The following is a 17245-nucleotide window of genomic DNA, read 5'->3' as shown; positions in this document are numbered from 1 at the left end:
GTGTGTCCCACCCAAAACAAAAAAAAGCCCCCGATCACTCAGGGGCTTTCAATATCAAAAAGCGTATCGCTTAGTATTGCTTATGCGTCTGATAATAAGCCTCACTCCAGCGCAACTCATTTTTAAATTGCGGGATGTTGGTATCCTTGCCTATCAGCACAAACTCAATTCCGGCCATTTCAGCGAAATCGCTTAATTGCTCTGATGACAGGTTTTGGCTGTAGCAGGTATGGTGTGCGCCACCGGCTAATATCCAGGCTGCGCAGCCGGTTTTCATATCAGGGTATGGTTTCCATAGTACGCGGGCTACAGGTAGCTTAGGCAGGGCCTCTTTAGGCGCTACGGCCTCAACCTCGTTCACCAGCAGGCGGAAACGGTTGCCCATATCTACAATAGATGCGTTAAGCGCGGCACCACCGCCAACGTTAAACACCAAACGCACAGGGTCGGCTTTGCCGCCAATGCCCAAGGGGTGTATCTCGCAGTTAGGTTTGCCCAAAGCTATCGATTCGCATATCTCCAGCATGTGCGAGCCTAATACTAATGGATTTGATGGATTGAAGTGGTAAGTATAATCTTCCATAAAGCTGTTACCGCCTTTAAGGCCGCTGCCCATCACCTTCATAGCGCGTACCAGAGCGGCAGTTTTCCAGTCGCCCTCGCCGCCAAAGCCGTAACCTTTGCCCATTAACCTTTGAGAAGGGATACCCGGCAATTGTGCCATGCCATGCAGGTCCTCAAAAGTATCGGTATAGCCTTTATAGTTGCCGTCTTTTAAAAAAGCGGTCATACCCAGCTCTATTTTAGCAGCCTCGCGCAACGAATTATATTGCGCGCCACCTTTACGCAGCGAATCAACAACGGCGTAGGTAGCTTCGTATTCAGCAGTAAGCGCATCAATTTCAGCATCGCTGATAGCGTTGATCACCTGTACCAAATCGCCAATACCGTGTGTGTTTACCGAGTAGCCAAAGCGCATTTCGGCTTCTACCTTATCACCATCGGTAACGGCAACATAACGCATATTATCGCCAAAGCGAACAAAGCGCGCGCCTTGCCAGTCGGCCCAGCCTGCGGCAACACGGGTCCAGCTGCCAATTTGGCTCAGCACCTCTTCGTCCTGCCAGTGGCCAACAACTACCTTGCGGTTGATGCGCATGCGGCTCATGATGAAGCCAAACTCGCGGTCGCCATGGGCGCTTTGGTTCAGGTTCATAAAGTCCATATCAATGCTGTCCCAAGGGATATCCCGGTTAAACTGCGTGTGCAGGTGCAGCAATGGTTTGTGCAATATTTTCAACCCGCCTATCCACATTTTAGCTGGCGAGAAGGTATGCATCCAGGCAACAATACCTATACAGTTTTTACTGCTGTTGGCATCACGACAAACGTTATAAATTTCCTCCGGAGATTTTACGGTTGGCTTGTATACCACACGCACGGGTATCTGGGCCGTGTTATCAAAAGACTTGGCTATCTCTTGTGAGTGCGCCGCAACTTGTTTAAGTGTCTCTTCCCCATAAAGGTCCTGGCTGCCGGTAACAAACCACACCTCGTATTCTTTCAGATCGATCATTGTTTTATGTATGTGTTAATATTTACTATTTAAATCATTAATGGCTTTGTGAGCCGGGATCCCCTCTTGAGAGGGGCGAGGGGTGTGTCCTTTTTGCGCCTCGCTTCAATAACACACCCCTACCACCGCTCTATTCCATCACGCCCCCTCTCAAGAGGGGAACTAAAACCTTACTTCACCGGAAACCACACCTGCATCTCGCCCGCGCCACGGTTTGCCCAGGCATAGTAAGGTATGGCAACTATGGTTTTATTCTCGTTGGTACTTTTTAATATCGTCACGCCATTCAATAATTCAGGTTTATATTGTGGCACAAACTGTATATCGTTACCAATGGTAATATTACTGGTATGGCCATTATTATCAGGCCACTCGGCGCAATACATCAGCGGGCCGCGTTGCAAAGCAATTTTCTGTTGGTCTTCTTTCAGATTCACATTCGCGGTAACGCGTTTTACCGCCATAGGCAGTTCTACATCAACCACATCGCCTTTTTTCCAGTTGCGGCTAATCAGCGCGTAACCATTTTGCGTTTTATAAGTAATCGCCTTGCCATTTACTTTAATGGTAACCGCTGCTGCCGATTTATCCTCAAAATTATACAGATCGGATGGTATAGCCTCACCCCGCACCCAGCCCGGTATCCGTATCAGTAAATCAAAGGTAGTAGAAGTTTTAGGATTGATATTGAATTTCAAACCACCATCCCATGGGTAATTATTTTGCTGTATCACCTCTACCGCTTTGTTGGCTACCGTTAGGTTTGCGTTACCGCTGATGAACAAGTTAACATACAAACTATTGCCCTTTTCAGCATAAATATAACCGGGGATAGATGGCACCAGCCGCACCAGGTTAGTAGGGCAGCAAGAGCACTCAAACCATCCCGAACGGGTAGTTTCTATTCCTTTGGTATTAAAGCTGTTGAAGGCACCGGCTGTAACGCCGTTTGTTATCTGCATGGCGTTGGTATAAAAGAACGATTTACCATCCAGGCCTTCGCCGGATATTAAACCGTTGTAAAGTACCTTTTCCAGCACATCAATATATTTCGAATTGCCGTGCAGCATAAACATGCGTTGGTTCCAGTACACGTTGGCTACAGCAGCGCAGGTTTCGTTATAAGCAGTAGCGTTGGGCAGTTGGTAATTATCACCGTAACGCTCTCCGCTGCCAATGGCGCCTACGCTGCCCTGCACATACATTTTTTTAGAAACCATGTTATCCCAGATCCTGTCCACAGCTTTTATCAGCGCTTCATCATGCGTCAATGCAGCCACATCGGCCATAGCCGAATATAGATATCCCGCACGCACGGCGTGGCCTTCGGCTTCGTCCTGCTCGGTTACAGGTTTATCATCCTGCCAGTACTGGCCGTTCTTCCACTCGTCTTTACTGGCTTTGTTGTACTTATCGTAATGGCCGCGCTGGTCTATAAAAAATTTAGCTGTGGCCAGGTATTCCTTTTTGCCGGTGATGCGATAGAGCTTCACGAGGCCCATTTCAACGATCTCGTGCCCCGGGGCAACGGCCAGCTTTCCCGGACCAAATACCGAGCAAACCAAATCTGCATTTTTCAATGCGATGTTCAAAAAGTTCTTCTTTTTTGTAGCCAGGTAATGCGCCGATGCGGCCTCGTATAAATGCCCCGAGTTATACAGTTCGTGGCTTAATTCACGTTCTTTTTCCCAACGGTTTTTACCCGACCATGAATGCGGCGCAGCCGGGTTAATGGTACGCGCGGTGTACAGGTAACCATCAGGCTCCTGTGCGGCAGCGACAATGGTGACCAACGAATCGACAAACTTATCCAGCTTGGCATCCGGGTGCACCGCTAAGGAAAACGAAGCGCCCTCAATGGTTTTATAAATATCCGTATCATCAAACGGGAAGGTGGTTAAAAACTTGCCCGTCTTGTTGGCCGCGTTCACAAAGTTTTGGATGCGGTTTGTACTCTGGCATCGCGCAAAGCTGGCGGGTATAGTTACAGTCCGGTTGGTTTCAATCCGTGGCAGCCAGAATTTATCGTTAAGCTGTACCTTGGTAAAATCCACCGATTTTATGGCGTAATCTTTTTGCTGCGCGAAACTTGTCATCGCACCCATCATTAGTACTGCCAAAAATAACCGCTTCTTCATATTGTTCTATTTAACTATTCTATGCTGGGCTCCCCTCTTGAGAGGGGTGAGGGGTGTGTCCTTTTTAAACACCTCGCTTCAACAACACACCCCTGCCACCGCTATTACCCGCCGCACCCCCTCTCAAGAGGGGAATTAAAAATTACTTAGCCGAAATTCTATACAAACCTGCTCCATGCTTATTCACCATCGGCTCAAACACTCCGTTAAAAGTTCCTACATCTTTTTTTGTCCATAGGTCGCGCACTTTGGCAGCGCCCGTAAAACCAAGCCCGGTTAAGTTAACACTTACCTTTACGGGATCAGCAGCATCGCCCGAATTAAATACGGCAACAAACTTATCGCCCGATTTAGGGTCATCAGCTATCCAGATCACCTTATCATCATTACGATATATCTGTTTGTTTTCAGTACTGTTCTTTAATACTTCCAATACTTCTTTATTATTCAAAAGCGACAGCGTAAACTCATCATTATCAGGCAGGTTACCACCAAACATCAACGGCGAGCGGAAGATGGTCCACAACGTCATCAGCGTATATTGCTCATCTTTGGTAAAAGCCGTCATACGTGGGTTACCACGCTCAGCGCGGATGCCTATCTTACCCAAAGGCAGCATATCGCCATCCGGGAAACCGCCTGCGATCCTAAAATTGTTCCAGCGTTCAAACACATCAAAATGCTCTTTCAGCATTTTCCAGTTATCCCAAAAATCATCAACGGTGCGCCACATGTTTGCATTCTTCTGTACATCTGCGGCAGCGTTCAAAGGGGTTTCGCCCGGCGAAGTGCTCAGCACAATCTTTCGGCCGCAGCGGTCAATGGCCTTACGTATCATCATCACCTCGGCACCATGATAAGGGCGCGACAGGTCGTCAACCTTAACAAAATCCAAACCCCACTCGGCATACATTTTAAACAACGAGTCATAATAATCCTGCGAGCCTTCCTTGCCTGGAATGGTGCCATACATATCATGCAGCCATTTGCATTGGTCGGCCGGGTTGGCAATATCCTTGGTGGTATAAATACTCCCGAAAATTGGCAGGTTACGCTTAACTGCTTCAACAGGCACACCACGCATAATATGGATACCAAATTTCAATCCTTTTTTATGGATATAATCGGCCAAAGGTTTAAACCCTTTACCCCCCGCTGCCGAAGGAAATTTAATTACCGATGGCTGGAAACGGCCAAACTCATCCAATACATAATCGGGGTTGGTTTCGTTATAGCCATGCGCTTTATCGTTACCTACATACCAGCGAATATCCACAACAATATACTCCCAACCTGCCGATTTTAGGTTTTTGGCCATATAATCGGCATTGGCTTTTACCTCAGCTTCAACCACATTGGGGCCAAAGCAATCCCAACTGTTCCAACCCATGGGTGGTGTTGGCGCCCAATCATGAAAGGGTACTTTTTTGGGCTGCGCCGATGCGATGCAGGCAGTTAATACAAATGCCGATAGTAAGCCGGTTAGTTTCATTTTGGTTAAAATTATTGTCCGTAATAGCTGCCTTCGCCGTGTTTGCGTTCGTAATGCTTGTTGATCAACGCATCCTTTAAACGTGGTGCGTTCGGATTTATTTGTTCGGTAAGCAATGCCATTTGAGCTATAGCTTCTAACACCGCACTGTTGTGTACAGCCTTGTGCGCGTTTTTGCCCCATGTAAACGGCGCGTGGTTGCCCACCAATACCATTTCTACCTCTTTATAGCTCATGCCTTTTTCCTGCAGGCAATTCATGATCTGGAAACCGGTTTGATACTCGTAATCGCCTTTTATCATCTCGTCGCTCATGGGCGGCGCACAGGGGATGTTTACAGTATTGTAATCGGCATGCGTGGTGCCGAAGATCGGGATATCGCGCTGCGATTGCGCCCATGCCGTAGCATAGGTGGAGTGTGTATGCACAATACCGCCAATGCTATCCCAATGTTTGTATAAAACCGCGTGGGTTTTGGTATCTGATGACGGGCGAAGCTTACCTTCAACTGTATTGCCATCAAAATCAACGATCACCATTTTTTCAGGACTCAGGTCCTCATAAGCTACACCGCTTGGTTTAATGGCAAATACGCCCAGTGAGCGGTCAACCGCGCTTACATTACCGAAGGTAAATATCACCAATTTTAACTCGGGCAACTCCATGTTTGCCGCGTATGCTTCTTCCTGTATATGCTGGTATTTGCTCATTATTATTTGTTCGCTGTTTGTTGTTCAATAAAATTGCCCAGTTGTGTGTATTGCTGTGCGCGTAGTTTATAAATCTCCTGGTTTGCCTTTTCGGGATAATACTCCATATCAAAGCCGGCACCCATGGCTTTCATGGCTTCTTCAACGTTAGGGTAAATACCCGCTACCGTTGCCGCGAACATGGCCGCGCCCATGGCGCAGGTTTGCTCCTGGCTGTGGATGCGTATAGGCATACCCAATACATCGGCCATCATTTGCATAATGTATGGCGATTTGCGGGCTACACCACCCACGCCGATGATACCCTTAACGGGAACACCTTCGCTGATAAAACGGTCAACTATTTTCTTAGCACCAAAGCAGGTAGCTTCGGCCAAAGCTTTAAATACACGTGGCGCGTCGCTACCCAAACCTAAACCTGTAATAGCGCCTTTCAGTTCCTGGTTGGCATCGGGTGTGCGGCGACCGTTGAACCAATCAACGGCCAGTTCATTTTCATCTATTGGTAATAAAGCGGCTTGTTTGCTTAACTCGGCTATAATTTTACCGCTAAGTTCATCACGCAAAGCGCCCGCGGTTTGCGCGTCTATTAATTTTGATTGTGATAACAGGTTTTGCAGTGGCCATGCCAACAGGTTACGGAACCATGCATAAGTATCGCCAAAGGCCGATTGTCCGGCCTCCATACCCAACATACCGGGAATGACCGAGCCATCAACCTGGCCGCAAATGCCTTTTATCAGCTTGCCTTCCAGGTCTTGCGTTGGTGCCACCAAAATATCGCAGGTTGAGGTACCCATTACCTTGCTCAGGTGATAAGCCTCTATCTGCCCGCCAACGGCGCCCATGTGCGCATCAAAAGCGCCCACACCAACAACCACATCTGTTGAGAGGCCCAAACGGCTTGCCCACTCGGCACTCAGGTTACCTGCCGAAACATCGGAGGTATAGGTATCTTTAAATAATTTTGAAGTAATGCCTTTCAGCAACGGATCTAACGATGAGAAAAACTCATCCGGTGGTAAGCCACCAAACTCTGCCGACCATAAAGCCTTATGCCCTGCAGAGCAACGGCCACGCATAATTTGCGAAACATCTTTGCCGCCTGTCAGTAAAAACGGTATCCAGTCGCAATGCTCCACCCAGCTGTGCATGGCGTTCCGTACAGCTTCATCAGCACGCAGGGTACGCAGCAGCTTGGCCCAAAACCATTCGGATGAATATATGCCACCTACGTATTGCAGGTAATTGGTATCAAATTTTGTAGCGTGCTCGTTTATTTCGGCAGCTTCTTTTATACCGGTATGGTCTTTCCACAGCACAAACATGGCGTGCGGGTTGTTCTCAAAACCGGGTAGCAATGCCAATGGGGTTCCTGTTTCATCAACTGCTACGGGTGTTGAGCCTGTGGTGTCAACCGATATGGCTTTTACTGCAGATGCCGCGTTGCCGCCTGCTTTGGCCAAACAATCTTTTATGGTTTGCTCTAACCCTTCAACATAATCTAAAGGGTGCTGCCTGAACTGGTTTTGCGGTGCATCGCAAAACAGGCCCTGCTGCCAGCGCGGATAGTAAAACACAGACGAAGCTAATTCGCGGCCATTTTTGGCATCAACTAAAACTGAGCGTACAGAATCACTACCGTAATCTACGCCAATAACAAAGGTATCTTTATTCATAACTGGTTAATCGTGTCGAATTAACACTTAATTTTCGATATTTTAAAATTTTAGGTCAATTATTTACTATATCAGTTTGTGCAATTATTGTAGGATTTTGGCATTGGTTTATCTTGGTTTTCGAGATAAATATAAGTGATAATATTTGAATTGATAATATTACAACACGATAGAATAAAAACTGGTTTTAAGTGTTATATTTGTATATATACATATCATGTTATGCAAACTGTAACTGTAGATATCATCAACGACGAAGCTATTAAGCTCTTGGAAAATTTGGAGTCGATGCATTTGATAAAATTGCATAAAGAGGATGATCAGTTGTTAAAGAAAACTCCAATTGCTATGTTAAAAGGAAAAATGACCAAACAGCCACTTGAGGAAATAGACAGGCAATTGAAAGAGTTGCGCGACGCATGGGAGTAAGATATATCTGGGATACTAATATTGCGATATATTACTTGCAACAGCAACTTCCTGAAAATGCTGAACTTTTTATCGATGATTTGGTAAAGAATGATCCCCCTTTTATTTCGGCAATGACCGAGATTGAACTTTTATGCTGGAAAAATTCGACAGAGGAAAACATCGTAGTTATTCGGAACTTTATTGAGAGCAGTATGATACTTGACCTGGATGCTGCGATAAAAACTAAAACTGTCGAAATTAGAAAAGCCCACAAGATCAAACTACCTGATGCAATAATAGCGGCTTCTGCTTTGGTTTATGATCTAACACTGCTTACCCGCAACATCAAAGATTTTCAAGCTATTGAAACCCTGAAGTTGATCAACCCCTGGGAAGAATAACAACCCATTACACAAACTGTAAATGATCAGGATTAGGAATTAAGTTCAGGAAAGCGTGGAAGTTTTCATTATACTTACCAATATCCAGCATATAATAAAACGCTCCTTTTTTTGAGTTGAGCTTATCCTTATCTTTTTGCTTGATAAGTAATCCGGTAGAAAGGATTTTACGGCTAAAGTTACGTTTATCAAAAACACTGTCGTAAATACCTTCGTACAGGCTTTGCAATTGCGGTATGGTAAATTTTTCGGGAAGTAATTCAAACAATATAGGGTGCAGTGCAGCTTTATAGCGTAATTTTTTACGCGCCATTTCTACCATATCATTATGGTCAAATATCAGCTGGGGTACCTGGTCCAACTCAAACCATTCGGCATGGTACTCGTGGCTTAGCTGCGTTTCGTATTTATGAATATCTATCAGTGCGAAATAAGCTATACTAATAATACGGTCGCCCGGATCACGGTAAACCTCACCAAATGCCTGCAACTGTTCCATGTAAACGCCCTCTAAACCGGTTAGCTTTTTCAGGATATGGTCTGCCGCGTCTGTAAGGCTTTCATTGTGCTGCACAAAGCCCCCCATTAAGCTCCATTTGTGCATTTCGGGCTCAATACCACGCTGTATAAGCAGTAATTTTAATTTATCGCCATCAAAGCCAAAAATTATACAATCAACTGCGATAAGGATAGATGCTTGCTGGGCGTACTTGGTCATTGTTATTTATAATCAAAAGCTAAAATTAGTAAATTAATAGACATTTAATAATGCCTTAAAATATATTTGAAACACGAATAAAATAATTGTATAACAGACACCTAATGTAAAATATTTATATCTTTAGTTTTTTAAACGGCTTACCAACCGTATTACCTATCACACCATTTAAAAACGTATGAGATCACCATTAAAACTGTCAATCTTACTGTTATTCTTGTTTTTTAAAGGCTACAGCCAATCATCGGCAACATTGGCTATCACTGCCGATGACGCTAAACTCACCATCAGCAAACACATTTACGGGCATTTTTCTGAGCACCTTGGCCGCTGTATTTATGATGGTTTTTGGGTTGACCCGAAATTAAATGTTCCTAAAACCGACCGTATCCGCATGGATATTGTGAATGCCCTGGTAAAAATAAAAGTACCTAACCTGCGCTGGCCCGGCGGCTGCTTTGCCGATGAGTACCACTGGCGCGATGGTATTGGCCCCCGCGATCAGCGCCCTAAAATGGTAAACACCAACTGGGGTGGCGTAAGCGAAGACAACAGCTTTGGCACGCACGAGTTTTTGGATTTATGTAAACTGCTTAAATGCGAACCCTACATTGCCGGCAATATGGGCAGCGGAACCGTTGAAGAAATGGCCAAATGGGTAGAGTACCTCAATTGTGGTGCAGAAACTACCGTAACCAATATGCGCAAAGCCAACGGCCACCCCGATCCTTTTAAAGTTACCTTTTGGGGTGTTGGTAATGAAAGCTGGGGCTGCGGTGGCAATATGACACCTGAGTTTTACAGCGATAACTACCGCCGTTATGCCACCTATGCGCGTAACTATCCCGGCACACCGCTTAAACGCATAGCCAGCGGAAGCAACGGGAAGGACTACAACTGGACCGAGGTATGTATGAAAAAGATTGGCACCCAAATGTGGGGCCTAACCCTGCACTGGTACACCCTGCCAACAGGCAACTGGAGCAAAAAAGGCTCGGCAACAAGCTTTGATGAAGATCAGTACTTCAACACCATGAAAAATTGCTGGGAAATGGATGACATAGTAGCTAAACACTCGGCCATTATGGATAAATATGACCCTAATAAAAGAGTGGCCTTAGTAGTTGACGAATGGGGCATATGGACAGATGTTGAGCCCGGAACCAATCCCGGCTTTTTATACCAGCAAAACAGTATGCGCGATGCTTTGGTGGCAGGCACTACCCTTAACATTTTTAACAACCATTGCGATCGTGTTAAAATGGCAAACCTTGCCCAAACCATTAACGTATTGCAGGCGCTTATCCTTACGGATAAAGAAAAAATGCTGCTAACGCCAACTTACCATGTGTTCGACCTGTACAAAGTGCACCAGGATGCCAAATACCTGCCCATCAAATTCACCTCGCCTGATTATGTAGTTGGCGATAAAAAAATACCGGCCTTAAATGCTTCAGCCTCTATCGATTCGAACAAAGTGGTGCATATCTCGTTAGTAAATATTGATAACAGCAAAAGCATTAATATCCGCACAGCGCTAAGCGGTGTAACATGGAGCAGCGTTACCGGCCAGATTTTAACCTCGGCAAAAGTTACCGATATTAATACCTTTGATAAACCGGGCAACATTAAAATTGCGAGCTTTGCAGGCGCCAAAAAAGATGGCAACGAACTGGTAGCCGATCTGCCGCCACACTCGGTTGTAGTTTTAGAACTAAAATAACAGCATATACCAATAACCTAAATGAATAACCATTCAGTAATTATGAAAAAGAGAATCATTTTAACCAACTTATCGGCCCTGTTCATCATAGGGTCAATTTTTACATCTTGTATGAACAATAATAAACAAACTACCGAAGCCCCAAAACAGGGCATCACCAAACAAGCCTGGGACAAAGTAGGCGACCAGGCCGTTGACCTGTACACCCTCACCAACAAAAATGGCGTTGAGGTAAAAATATCAAACTACGGCGGCAAAGTAACATCATGGACAACCAAAGACAAAAGTGGAAAAAGTCAGAATATTGTTTTAGGTTTTGACAGCGCGAAAAAATACACACCTGCGGTACCTTATTTTGGTGCGATAATAGGCCGTTACGGCAACCGTATTGCCAAAGGCAAATTTACCGTTGATGGTAAAGAATATACCCTTGCTACCAATAACGGCCCTAACCACTTGCACGGCGGTAATGTTGGTTATGATAAAGTAGTATGGACTGCCGAGCCAACTGTTGATACCATCCCGGCCTTAACTTTAACTTACCTGAGCAAAGACGGTGAAGAAGGCTACCCGGGTAACTTAAAAGTAACTGTTAAATATACCTTAACAGATGCCGACGAGTTGAAAATGGAATATACCGCGACCACAGACAAAGCTACCCCGGTTAATTTAACCAACCACAGCTACTTTAACCTGAGCGGCGACCCAACCAATACCATCCTTGACGAAGAAGTGCAGATCAATGCCGATAAATATACTCCTGTTAGCGATGCCCTTATCCCTACAGGCGAATTAAAAGATGTTAAAGGCACACCATTTGATTTTACCGCACCAACCAAAATTGGCGCGCACATTAACGAAGTACCGGGCAAACCTGTTGGCTACGATCATAACTTTGTGTTAAAAGTATCAGATACTACCATGCACCAGGCAGCGGTTGTTTATGATGCACGCAGCGGCTTACAGTTAGAAGTAATTACCACCGAGCCGGGTATACAATTTTACACTGGTAACTTTTTAGATGGTACGTTGAAATTAGACAATGGCAAACCAATTGCACAGCATACCGCTTTGTGTTTAGAAACACAGCATTTCCCTGATTCGCCAAATGAACCAACGTTCCCGAGCACCATATTACAGCCGGGCAAAACTTTGCATAGCACTACCATTTATAAAGTGACCGTTAGATAAGTTTTAGCTTTTGATATTTTACTGGCGTATCCCGAAAAGGATGCGCCATTTTTTTTGTACTTTGGTGTGATGAAAAAGCTTCTCCTTCTTTTGTTGTTTACCTATGCCTGCCAATCTGTATTTGCCCAATCAGCAATATATGATACGATGGAAAAAGTAGAAAGCCACATGAAATATCTTGTTAAAAAATATAATCCTGAAATTTTCAAAACTGATACAAGCTTAGCATATTCATTTTCTGATAGTACATTGGATACTTATTTGATGTTTTTCAAATTTGATAAAAACAAAAAATGCGACCTCAGAAAGTGGGTTTATCGGGCAGATATAGGTCTAAAAAAAAGTTTTAAAGAAATACTTGGATATAAAAATTATGATTGGAGGCCAATCAATTCAAACAAATTTCTTTCTAAATTCAGTGAACATCTGTTACTTGTACGCGATGACGAGAGCTTAACCCTTACAATTACTCCAATATCCTATACCGAGACTGAGTACCAAAAAATGCTAAACTTGCGGTAAAATTTTAGTTGATTTTATTGTACTTTTAACATCTTGTAATTAAACCTATCACAAATCAATTTCTTGTTTACTATGAAAAATATAAAGCTGCCTGCTTTGTTTTTTGCTGTCGCGATGTGCGCATCCGCTTTAGCGCAAACACCGCTTATTACCAATATCCCCGCCCGTAAAACCATCAGCCTTAACGGCAAATGGCAATATATTGTTGACCCGTACGAAACCGGCTTTTACGATTACCGCTACAAGGAAATGAAACCATCTGACGGTGGCGCTTACTGGACTACCGACGTACCAAAAGATAAAAGCGACCGTAAAGAGTTTGGTTATAGCGATAAGCAAACCCTTAACGTTCCGGGCGACTGGAACTCACAAGCCGAAAAGTTTTTCTACTACGAAGGGACGGTTTGGTATAAAAAGAGTTTCGATTTTACAAAGGCTAAACCCGGCAACAGGGTGTTTTTACACTTTGGCGCGGTTAATTACAAAGCCGATGTTTACCTGAACGGCCACAAATTGGGGCAACACAAAGGCGGCTTTACCGCATTTGATTTTGAGATTGCCGATTCGCTGATCAAAGCCAAAGGCAATTATTTGGTAGTTAAAGTTGATAACAAACGTTTTAAAGACGAAGTGCCCACCCTTAATACCGACTGGTGGAACTATGGCGGTATTACCCGCGAAGTAAACCTGGTTGAAGTGCCGGGCAGTATGATACAGGATTACGTGATCCAACTTAAAAAACCTGAAACCACCAATGCCGCCCCCGAAGTTGAAGGCTGGATAAAATTGAACCACGCGGCTGCAAACGAAACCGCTACGGTTGAAATACCCGAGTTAAAGATGAAAAAGACATTCCCGGTTAACGGTGATAATTGCGCTGTTAATTTTAAACTGCCGGGTGTGCAATTATGGTCGCCGGAGAATCCTAAACTATATAAGGTGGTCATCACCACTTCGGCTGATAAGGTGACCGAGAAAATAGGTTTCCGGACCATCGAAACCAAAGGCAAACAATTGTTATTGAATGGCAAACCGCTATTCATGCGTGGTATCTGTATCCACGGCGAAAACCCCGTTGAGGGCCGCAGAGCTTATACCAGTAAAGACGCAGCAATGCTATTGAGCTGGGCAAAAGAATTGCATTGTAATATGGTACGATTAGCCCACTACCCGCATGATGAAAAAATGACCCGTATGGCCGATTCATTAGGCATATTGGTGTGGAGTGAGATACCGGTGTACTGGACCATTGAATTTACCAACCCTGATGTATTGGAAAAAGCCAAGGGCCAGTTGAATGAAATGATCACCCGCGACCATAACCGCGCAAGCATCATCATTTGGTCGGTAGGTAACGAAACACCCGTTAGTCCTGCCCGCACCGATTTTATGCACAGCCTCATTACCAAAGCAAAAGAGCTGGATAATACCCGCCTGGTTTCTGCCGCGCTCGAAGTAAATGGCGCAGGAGGGAAACATGTAGTTGACGACCCGCTGGGTGAGTTTGTAGATATCGTTTCCTTTAATGAATACCTGGGCTGGTACGGTGGCACACCCAACAGTTGCCGCACCGCAAACTGGGAAATTAAATATGATAAGCCATTCTTCATCAGCGAAACAGGCGCCGAAACTTTAGGTGGTTTCCATGCGGATAGTTTAACCCGCTGGAGCGAAGAATACCAGGAATGGTATTACAAAGAACAGGTGGCCATGTTTAAACGCATGCCCGATAATTTTGTAGGCCTATCGCCATGGATACTGGCCGATTTCCGTTCGCCCAAACGTAATAACCCGGTTTACCAGGAAGGCTGGAACAACAAAGGCCTGGTTGACCATAAAGGCAACAAAAAGAAAGCCTATTATATATTACGTAAGTACTATGATGAAAAAACGGCGAAGTAACTTACCTGAAATCTTTTTTAAGGCTTAAAACTTTTATTGTACTTGCTTGTCTAACCATTTCAAAAAAATAACTGAGCTGTTAATAATAAAGTTGTGATGATTTTTTACTTAAATTGATAGTAAAAAATTTATCTTCATATAATAATTGACCATACCCTATTTATTAAGGCTTTGAAAACGGTAAACAAATTAATACTTACTATGCTTTGCTTAACGGCTTTGATATGTGCTGCCCATGCGCAGGAAAGCCATAGCAACAAGCCGTTTAAAGAGCTGTTGGCGGGTGTTAATGCTAACTTTACTTTTCCCGATGGCTTTGCCGAAGTATTGCCCCTCAATAACGAAAAAACATCCTATCAGTATGCGATGGAACTACCCGGCAGTGACTTTGAGGTACGCATCCAGGTAAGCGAAACAAAAAGAGAATGGAAAAAGTACGAAAAAGCAAAAGAGCCTGAAAAAGTAAACCCCGACTCGCTTTATAGTAAGGTTGCGGCAACCCTGGTAAACAGCATGGCAACTGATGGCAGAAAATTCAATAGGGCCATCCCGGCTAAAGTATTGCAGTTTTATAATGCTGATATTGGCCAATCGTACTTTTTTAGCCTGACCGATTCGCCGGTTACCAAACATTACCAATATGCTTTACTCGTGATCATTCAGAAAAATCACTTTGGCAGTATAGCGGTTACATGCTTTGGAAATGATAGGGGCCCCGAGTTTTTCAAAAAAATAAATATGCTGAAAAACTGTCTTAAATTTAACAATTAAGGCATATTCCCCTCTCTAAATCTCGAAAAAACAGCGTTTTTAACACAATGTGGAGTATTATTTATTAATGCTTGGCTAACACTTTTATCTTTGTATTATGGCTGAGAATGTAAATTATGATAATGACAGTATACGCTCGTTAGACTGGAAAGAACACATCCGCCTGCGCCCCGGTATGTACATTGGTAAACTGGGCGATGGCTCCGCTTATGATGACGGTATATACGTACTTCTAAAAGAGATTGTAGATAACTCGATAGATGAGTTTGTGATGGGCGCCGGCCGTACCATCGATATTAACATGAGCGACCAAAAGGTATCAGTACGCGATTATGGCCGTGGTATACCCTTGGGCAAGGTGATCGATTGCGTATCTAAAATAAATACCGGAGGTAAGTATGATAGCAAGGCCTTCCAAAAATCAGTAGGTTTAAATGGTGTGGGTACAAAGGCGGTTAATGCCTTATCTAATGCCTTTACCGTACAATCATACCGCGATGGGCGCACTAAACTTGCCGAATTTGCCAAAGGCGAGTTAATACGCGATGAGCCTGAAAAAGAAACCACGCAACGGAACGGAACCGCCATTAATTTTTACCCCGACGATACCATTTTCCGTCATTACCATTTTATACCGGAGTTTGTGGAGAGCATGATATGGAATTACGTATTCCTCAATTCGGGCCTTACCATCAACTTTAATAATCAGAAATATTTTTCGGAGCGGGGCCTGTACGATCTGCTGGTGCGTAACTCCGATACCGAAAATATACGCTACCCCATCATTCACCTAAAAGGCGAAGATATTGAGATAGCCATGACCCACGGCCAGCATTACGGCGAAGAGTATTACTCCTTTGTAAACGGCCAGCATACCACACAAGGTGGCACACACCAGGCTGCCTTTCGCGAGGCAGTGGTAAAAACCATCCGCGAGTTTTATAAAAAGGAATTTGATGCCTCGGATATCCGCTCGTCTATCGTATCGGCAATAGCCATAAAAGTACAGGAACCGGTATTCGAATCGCAAACCAAAACCAAGTTGGGTTCGCAAAATATTGGCCCTGATGCCCCAACGGTACGTACTTTTATCAACGATTTCTTAAAGCGCGAGCTTGATAACTACCTGCACAAAAATCCGGCTACAGCCGATGCGCTTTTAAAACGCATCCTGCAATCGGAACGCGAACGTAAGGATATTGCGGGCATTAAAAAACTGGCTAATGAGCGCGCCAAAAAAGCATCGCTACACAATAAAAAACTGCGCGATTGTAAAATACACTTTGATGATACCCACGAACGCCGCCAGGATACAACATTATTCATCACCGAGGGCGACTCGGCATCAGGCTCTATTACCAAATCGCGCGATGTGATGACTCAGGCCGTATTCAGCCTGAAAGGTAAACCACTTAACTGCTTTGGCCTCACCAAAAAAGTGGTGTACGAGAACGAAGAATTTAACCTTTTGCAACATGCCCTCAATATTGAGGACGGTTTAGACGGAATCCGTTACAACAACATCGTTATAGCTACCGATGCCGATGTGGATGGTATGCACATTCGTTTGCTGCTGATGACCTTCTTTTTACAGTTTTTCCCGGATGTGGTGAAGGCCGGGCATGTATCTATCCTGCAAACACCACTGTTCCGTGTACGTAATAAAAAAGAAACCATTTATTGCTACAGCGACGAGGAACGCCGCAATGCCATCGAGAAGCTGGGCAACAAACCCGAAATCACCCGCTTTAAAGGTTTAGGTGAGATCTCTCCTGATGAGTTTGGGTTGTTTATTGGAAAAGACATCCGCCTTGACCCCGTTATTTTGAAGGATGCAAACATCAAAAGCCTGCTGGAATACTTTATGGGTAAAAATACACCCGACAGGCAGCAACATATTGTAAACAACCTGCGCATTGAAAAGGATGACGAAAGCGTTAACCCCACCATTGCTGAAATGGCCGATCCTTTGCCTGTAGCAGTATAGGCTTCAGAACTTTGATTTTATAAA

Annotated in this window: 14 protein-coding genes; 8 read left to right on the top strand and 6 right to left on the bottom strand. The window is 44.4% G+C overall.

Annotated elements, in window-relative coordinates; genetic code table 11:
• Positions 1-70 precede the first annotated feature (70 nt).
• From araA to KXQ82_RS00515, 5 genes are all read right to left on the bottom strand, one after another.
• Positions 71-1576, bottom strand: a complete 1506-nt coding sequence (gene araA, locus KXQ82_RS00535; RefSeq protein ID WP_219485865.1) for an L-arabinose isomerase — start codon at positions 1574-1576, stop codon at positions 71-73.
• 170 nt (positions 1577-1746) lie between these two features.
• Positions 1747-3714, bottom strand: a complete 1968-nt coding sequence (locus tag KXQ82_RS00530; protein WP_219485863.1) for a glycoside hydrolase family 127 protein — start codon at positions 3712-3714, stop codon at positions 1747-1749.
• A gap of 142 nt (positions 3715-3856) precedes the next feature.
• Positions 3857-5206: a glycoside hydrolase family 27 protein gene (locus KXQ82_RS00525; protein ID WP_219485861.1), complete on the bottom strand. Its 1350-nt coding sequence runs from the start codon at positions 5204-5206 to the stop codon at positions 3857-3859.
• An 11-nt stretch (positions 5207-5217) separates the two neighbouring features.
• Positions 5218-5916 carry an L-ribulose-5-phosphate 4-epimerase gene (locus KXQ82_RS00520; RefSeq protein WP_219485859.1) on the bottom strand — a complete coding sequence of 233 codons (699 nt, stop codon included), beginning with the start codon at positions 5914-5916 and terminating at the stop codon, positions 5218-5220.
• Between the two features lie 2 nt (positions 5917-5918).
• A complete protein-coding gene (locus KXQ82_RS00515) occupies positions 5919-7595 on the bottom strand; it encodes a ribulokinase (protein WP_219485857.1) in 1677 nt (558 codons plus the stop codon).
• Positions 7596-7817: 222 nt separating this feature from the next.
• On the opposite strand from KXQ82_RS00515, the gene KXQ82_RS00510 reads away from it, so the two are divergent.
• Both KXQ82_RS00510 and KXQ82_RS00505 read left to right on the top strand, forming a co-directional pair.
• Positions 7818-8024, top strand: coding sequence for a hypothetical protein (locus KXQ82_RS00510; RefSeq protein WP_219485855.1), 207 nt, complete (start codon positions 7818-7820; stop codon positions 8022-8024).
• A complete protein-coding gene (locus tag KXQ82_RS00505) occupies positions 8015-8407 on the top strand; it encodes a type II toxin-antitoxin system VapC family toxin (RefSeq protein WP_219485854.1) in 393 nt (130 codons plus the stop codon). Before KXQ82_RS00510 ends, KXQ82_RS00505 begins: the two co-directional genes overlap by 10 nt.
• Before the next feature lie 7 nt (positions 8408-8414).
• Here the strand turns inward: KXQ82_RS00505 and KXQ82_RS00500 are convergent, their stop codons facing one another.
• A complete protein-coding gene (locus tag KXQ82_RS00500) occupies positions 8415-9125 on the bottom strand; it encodes an NUDIX hydrolase (protein WP_219485852.1) in 711 nt (236 codons plus the stop codon).
• A 178-nt stretch (positions 9126-9303) separates the two neighbouring features.
• On the opposite strand from KXQ82_RS00500, the gene KXQ82_RS00495 reads away from it, so the two are divergent.
• From KXQ82_RS00495 to KXQ82_RS00470, 6 genes are all read left to right on the top strand, one after another.
• Positions 9304-10848, top strand: a complete 1545-nt coding sequence (locus KXQ82_RS00495; protein WP_219485850.1) for an alpha-N-arabinofuranosidase — start codon at positions 9304-9306, stop codon at positions 10846-10848.
• A 42-nt stretch (positions 10849-10890) separates the two neighbouring features.
• Positions 10891-12039 (top strand): aldose epimerase family protein, encoded by a 1149-nt coding sequence (locus KXQ82_RS00490; RefSeq protein WP_219485848.1) that lies wholly within the window; start codon positions 10891-10893, stop codon positions 12037-12039.
• Between the two features lie 69 nt (positions 12040-12108).
• A complete protein-coding gene (locus KXQ82_RS00485) occupies positions 12109-12561 on the top strand; it encodes a hypothetical protein (protein WP_219485844.1) in 453 nt (150 codons plus the stop codon).
• Between the two features lie 72 nt (positions 12562-12633).
• Positions 12634-14463, top strand: coding sequence for a glycoside hydrolase family 2 protein (locus KXQ82_RS00480; protein WP_219485834.1), 1830 nt, complete (start codon positions 12634-12636; stop codon positions 14461-14463).
• 171 nt (positions 14464-14634) lie between these two features.
• Positions 14635-15234, top strand: a complete 600-nt coding sequence (locus KXQ82_RS00475; protein WP_219485832.1) for a hypothetical protein — start codon at positions 14635-14637, stop codon at positions 15232-15234.
• Positions 15235-15331: 97 nt separating this feature from the next.
• On the top strand, positions 15332-17221 hold the full coding sequence (locus tag KXQ82_RS00470; RefSeq protein WP_219485831.1) for a DNA topoisomerase IV subunit B: 1890 nt from the start codon (positions 15332-15334) through the stop codon (positions 17219-17221).
• Positions 17222-17245 lie beyond the last annotated feature (24 nt).

The organism is Mucilaginibacter rivuli, assembly GCF_019391655.1.
GTDB classification, from domain to species: domain Bacteria; phylum Bacteroidota; class Bacteroidia; order Sphingobacteriales; family Sphingobacteriaceae; genus Mucilaginibacter; species Mucilaginibacter rivuli.
This window is presented reverse-complemented; position numbering and strand designations above follow the sequence as displayed.

What these genes read in the sequence shown, in the direction of transcription:
- KXQ82_RS00505 (WP_219485854.1), top strand. Translation starts at nt 8,015, where the DNA reads ATGGGAGTAAGATATATCTGGGATACTAATATTGCGATATATTACTTG.
- KXQ82_RS00485 (WP_219485844.1), top strand. Translation starts at nt 12,109, where the DNA reads ATGAAAAAGCTTCTCCTTCTTTTGTTGTTTACCTATGCCTGCCAATCT.
- KXQ82_RS00510 (WP_219485855.1), top strand. Translation starts at nt 7,818, where the DNA reads ATGCAAACTGTAACTGTAGATATCATCAACGACGAAGCTATTAAGCTC.
- KXQ82_RS00490 (WP_219485848.1), top strand. Translation starts at nt 10,891, where the DNA reads ATGAAAAAGAGAATCATTTTAACCAACTTATCGGCCCTGTTCATCATA.
- KXQ82_RS00495 (WP_219485850.1), top strand. Translation starts at nt 9,304, where the DNA reads ATGAGATCACCATTAAAACTGTCAATCTTACTGTTATTCTTGTTTTTT.
- KXQ82_RS00500 (WP_219485852.1), bottom strand. Translation starts at nt 9,125, where the DNA reads ATGACCAAGTACGCCCAGCAAGCATCTATCCTTATCGCAGTTGATTGT.
- araA (WP_219485865.1), bottom strand. Translation starts at nt 1,576, where the DNA reads ATGATCGATCTGAAAGAATACGAGGTGTGGTTTGTTACCGGCAGCCAG.
- KXQ82_RS00470 (WP_219485831.1), top strand. Translation starts at nt 15,332, where the DNA reads ATGGCTGAGAATGTAAATTATGATAATGACAGTATACGCTCGTTAGAC.
- KXQ82_RS00530 (WP_219485863.1), bottom strand. Translation starts at nt 3,714, where the DNA reads ATGAAGAAGCGGTTATTTTTGGCAGTACTAATGATGGGTGCGATGACA.
- KXQ82_RS00515 (WP_219485857.1), bottom strand. Translation starts at nt 7,595, where the DNA reads ATGAATAAAGATACCTTTGTTATTGGCGTAGATTACGGTAGTGATTCT.
- KXQ82_RS00525 (WP_219485861.1), bottom strand. Translation starts at nt 5,206, where the DNA reads ATGAAACTAACCGGCTTACTATCGGCATTTGTATTAACTGCCTGCATC.
- KXQ82_RS00480 (WP_219485834.1), top strand. Translation starts at nt 12,634, where the DNA reads ATGAAAAATATAAAGCTGCCTGCTTTGTTTTTTGCTGTCGCGATGTGC.
- KXQ82_RS00520 (WP_219485859.1), bottom strand. Translation starts at nt 5,916, where the DNA reads ATGAGCAAATACCAGCATATACAGGAAGAAGCATACGCGGCAAACATG.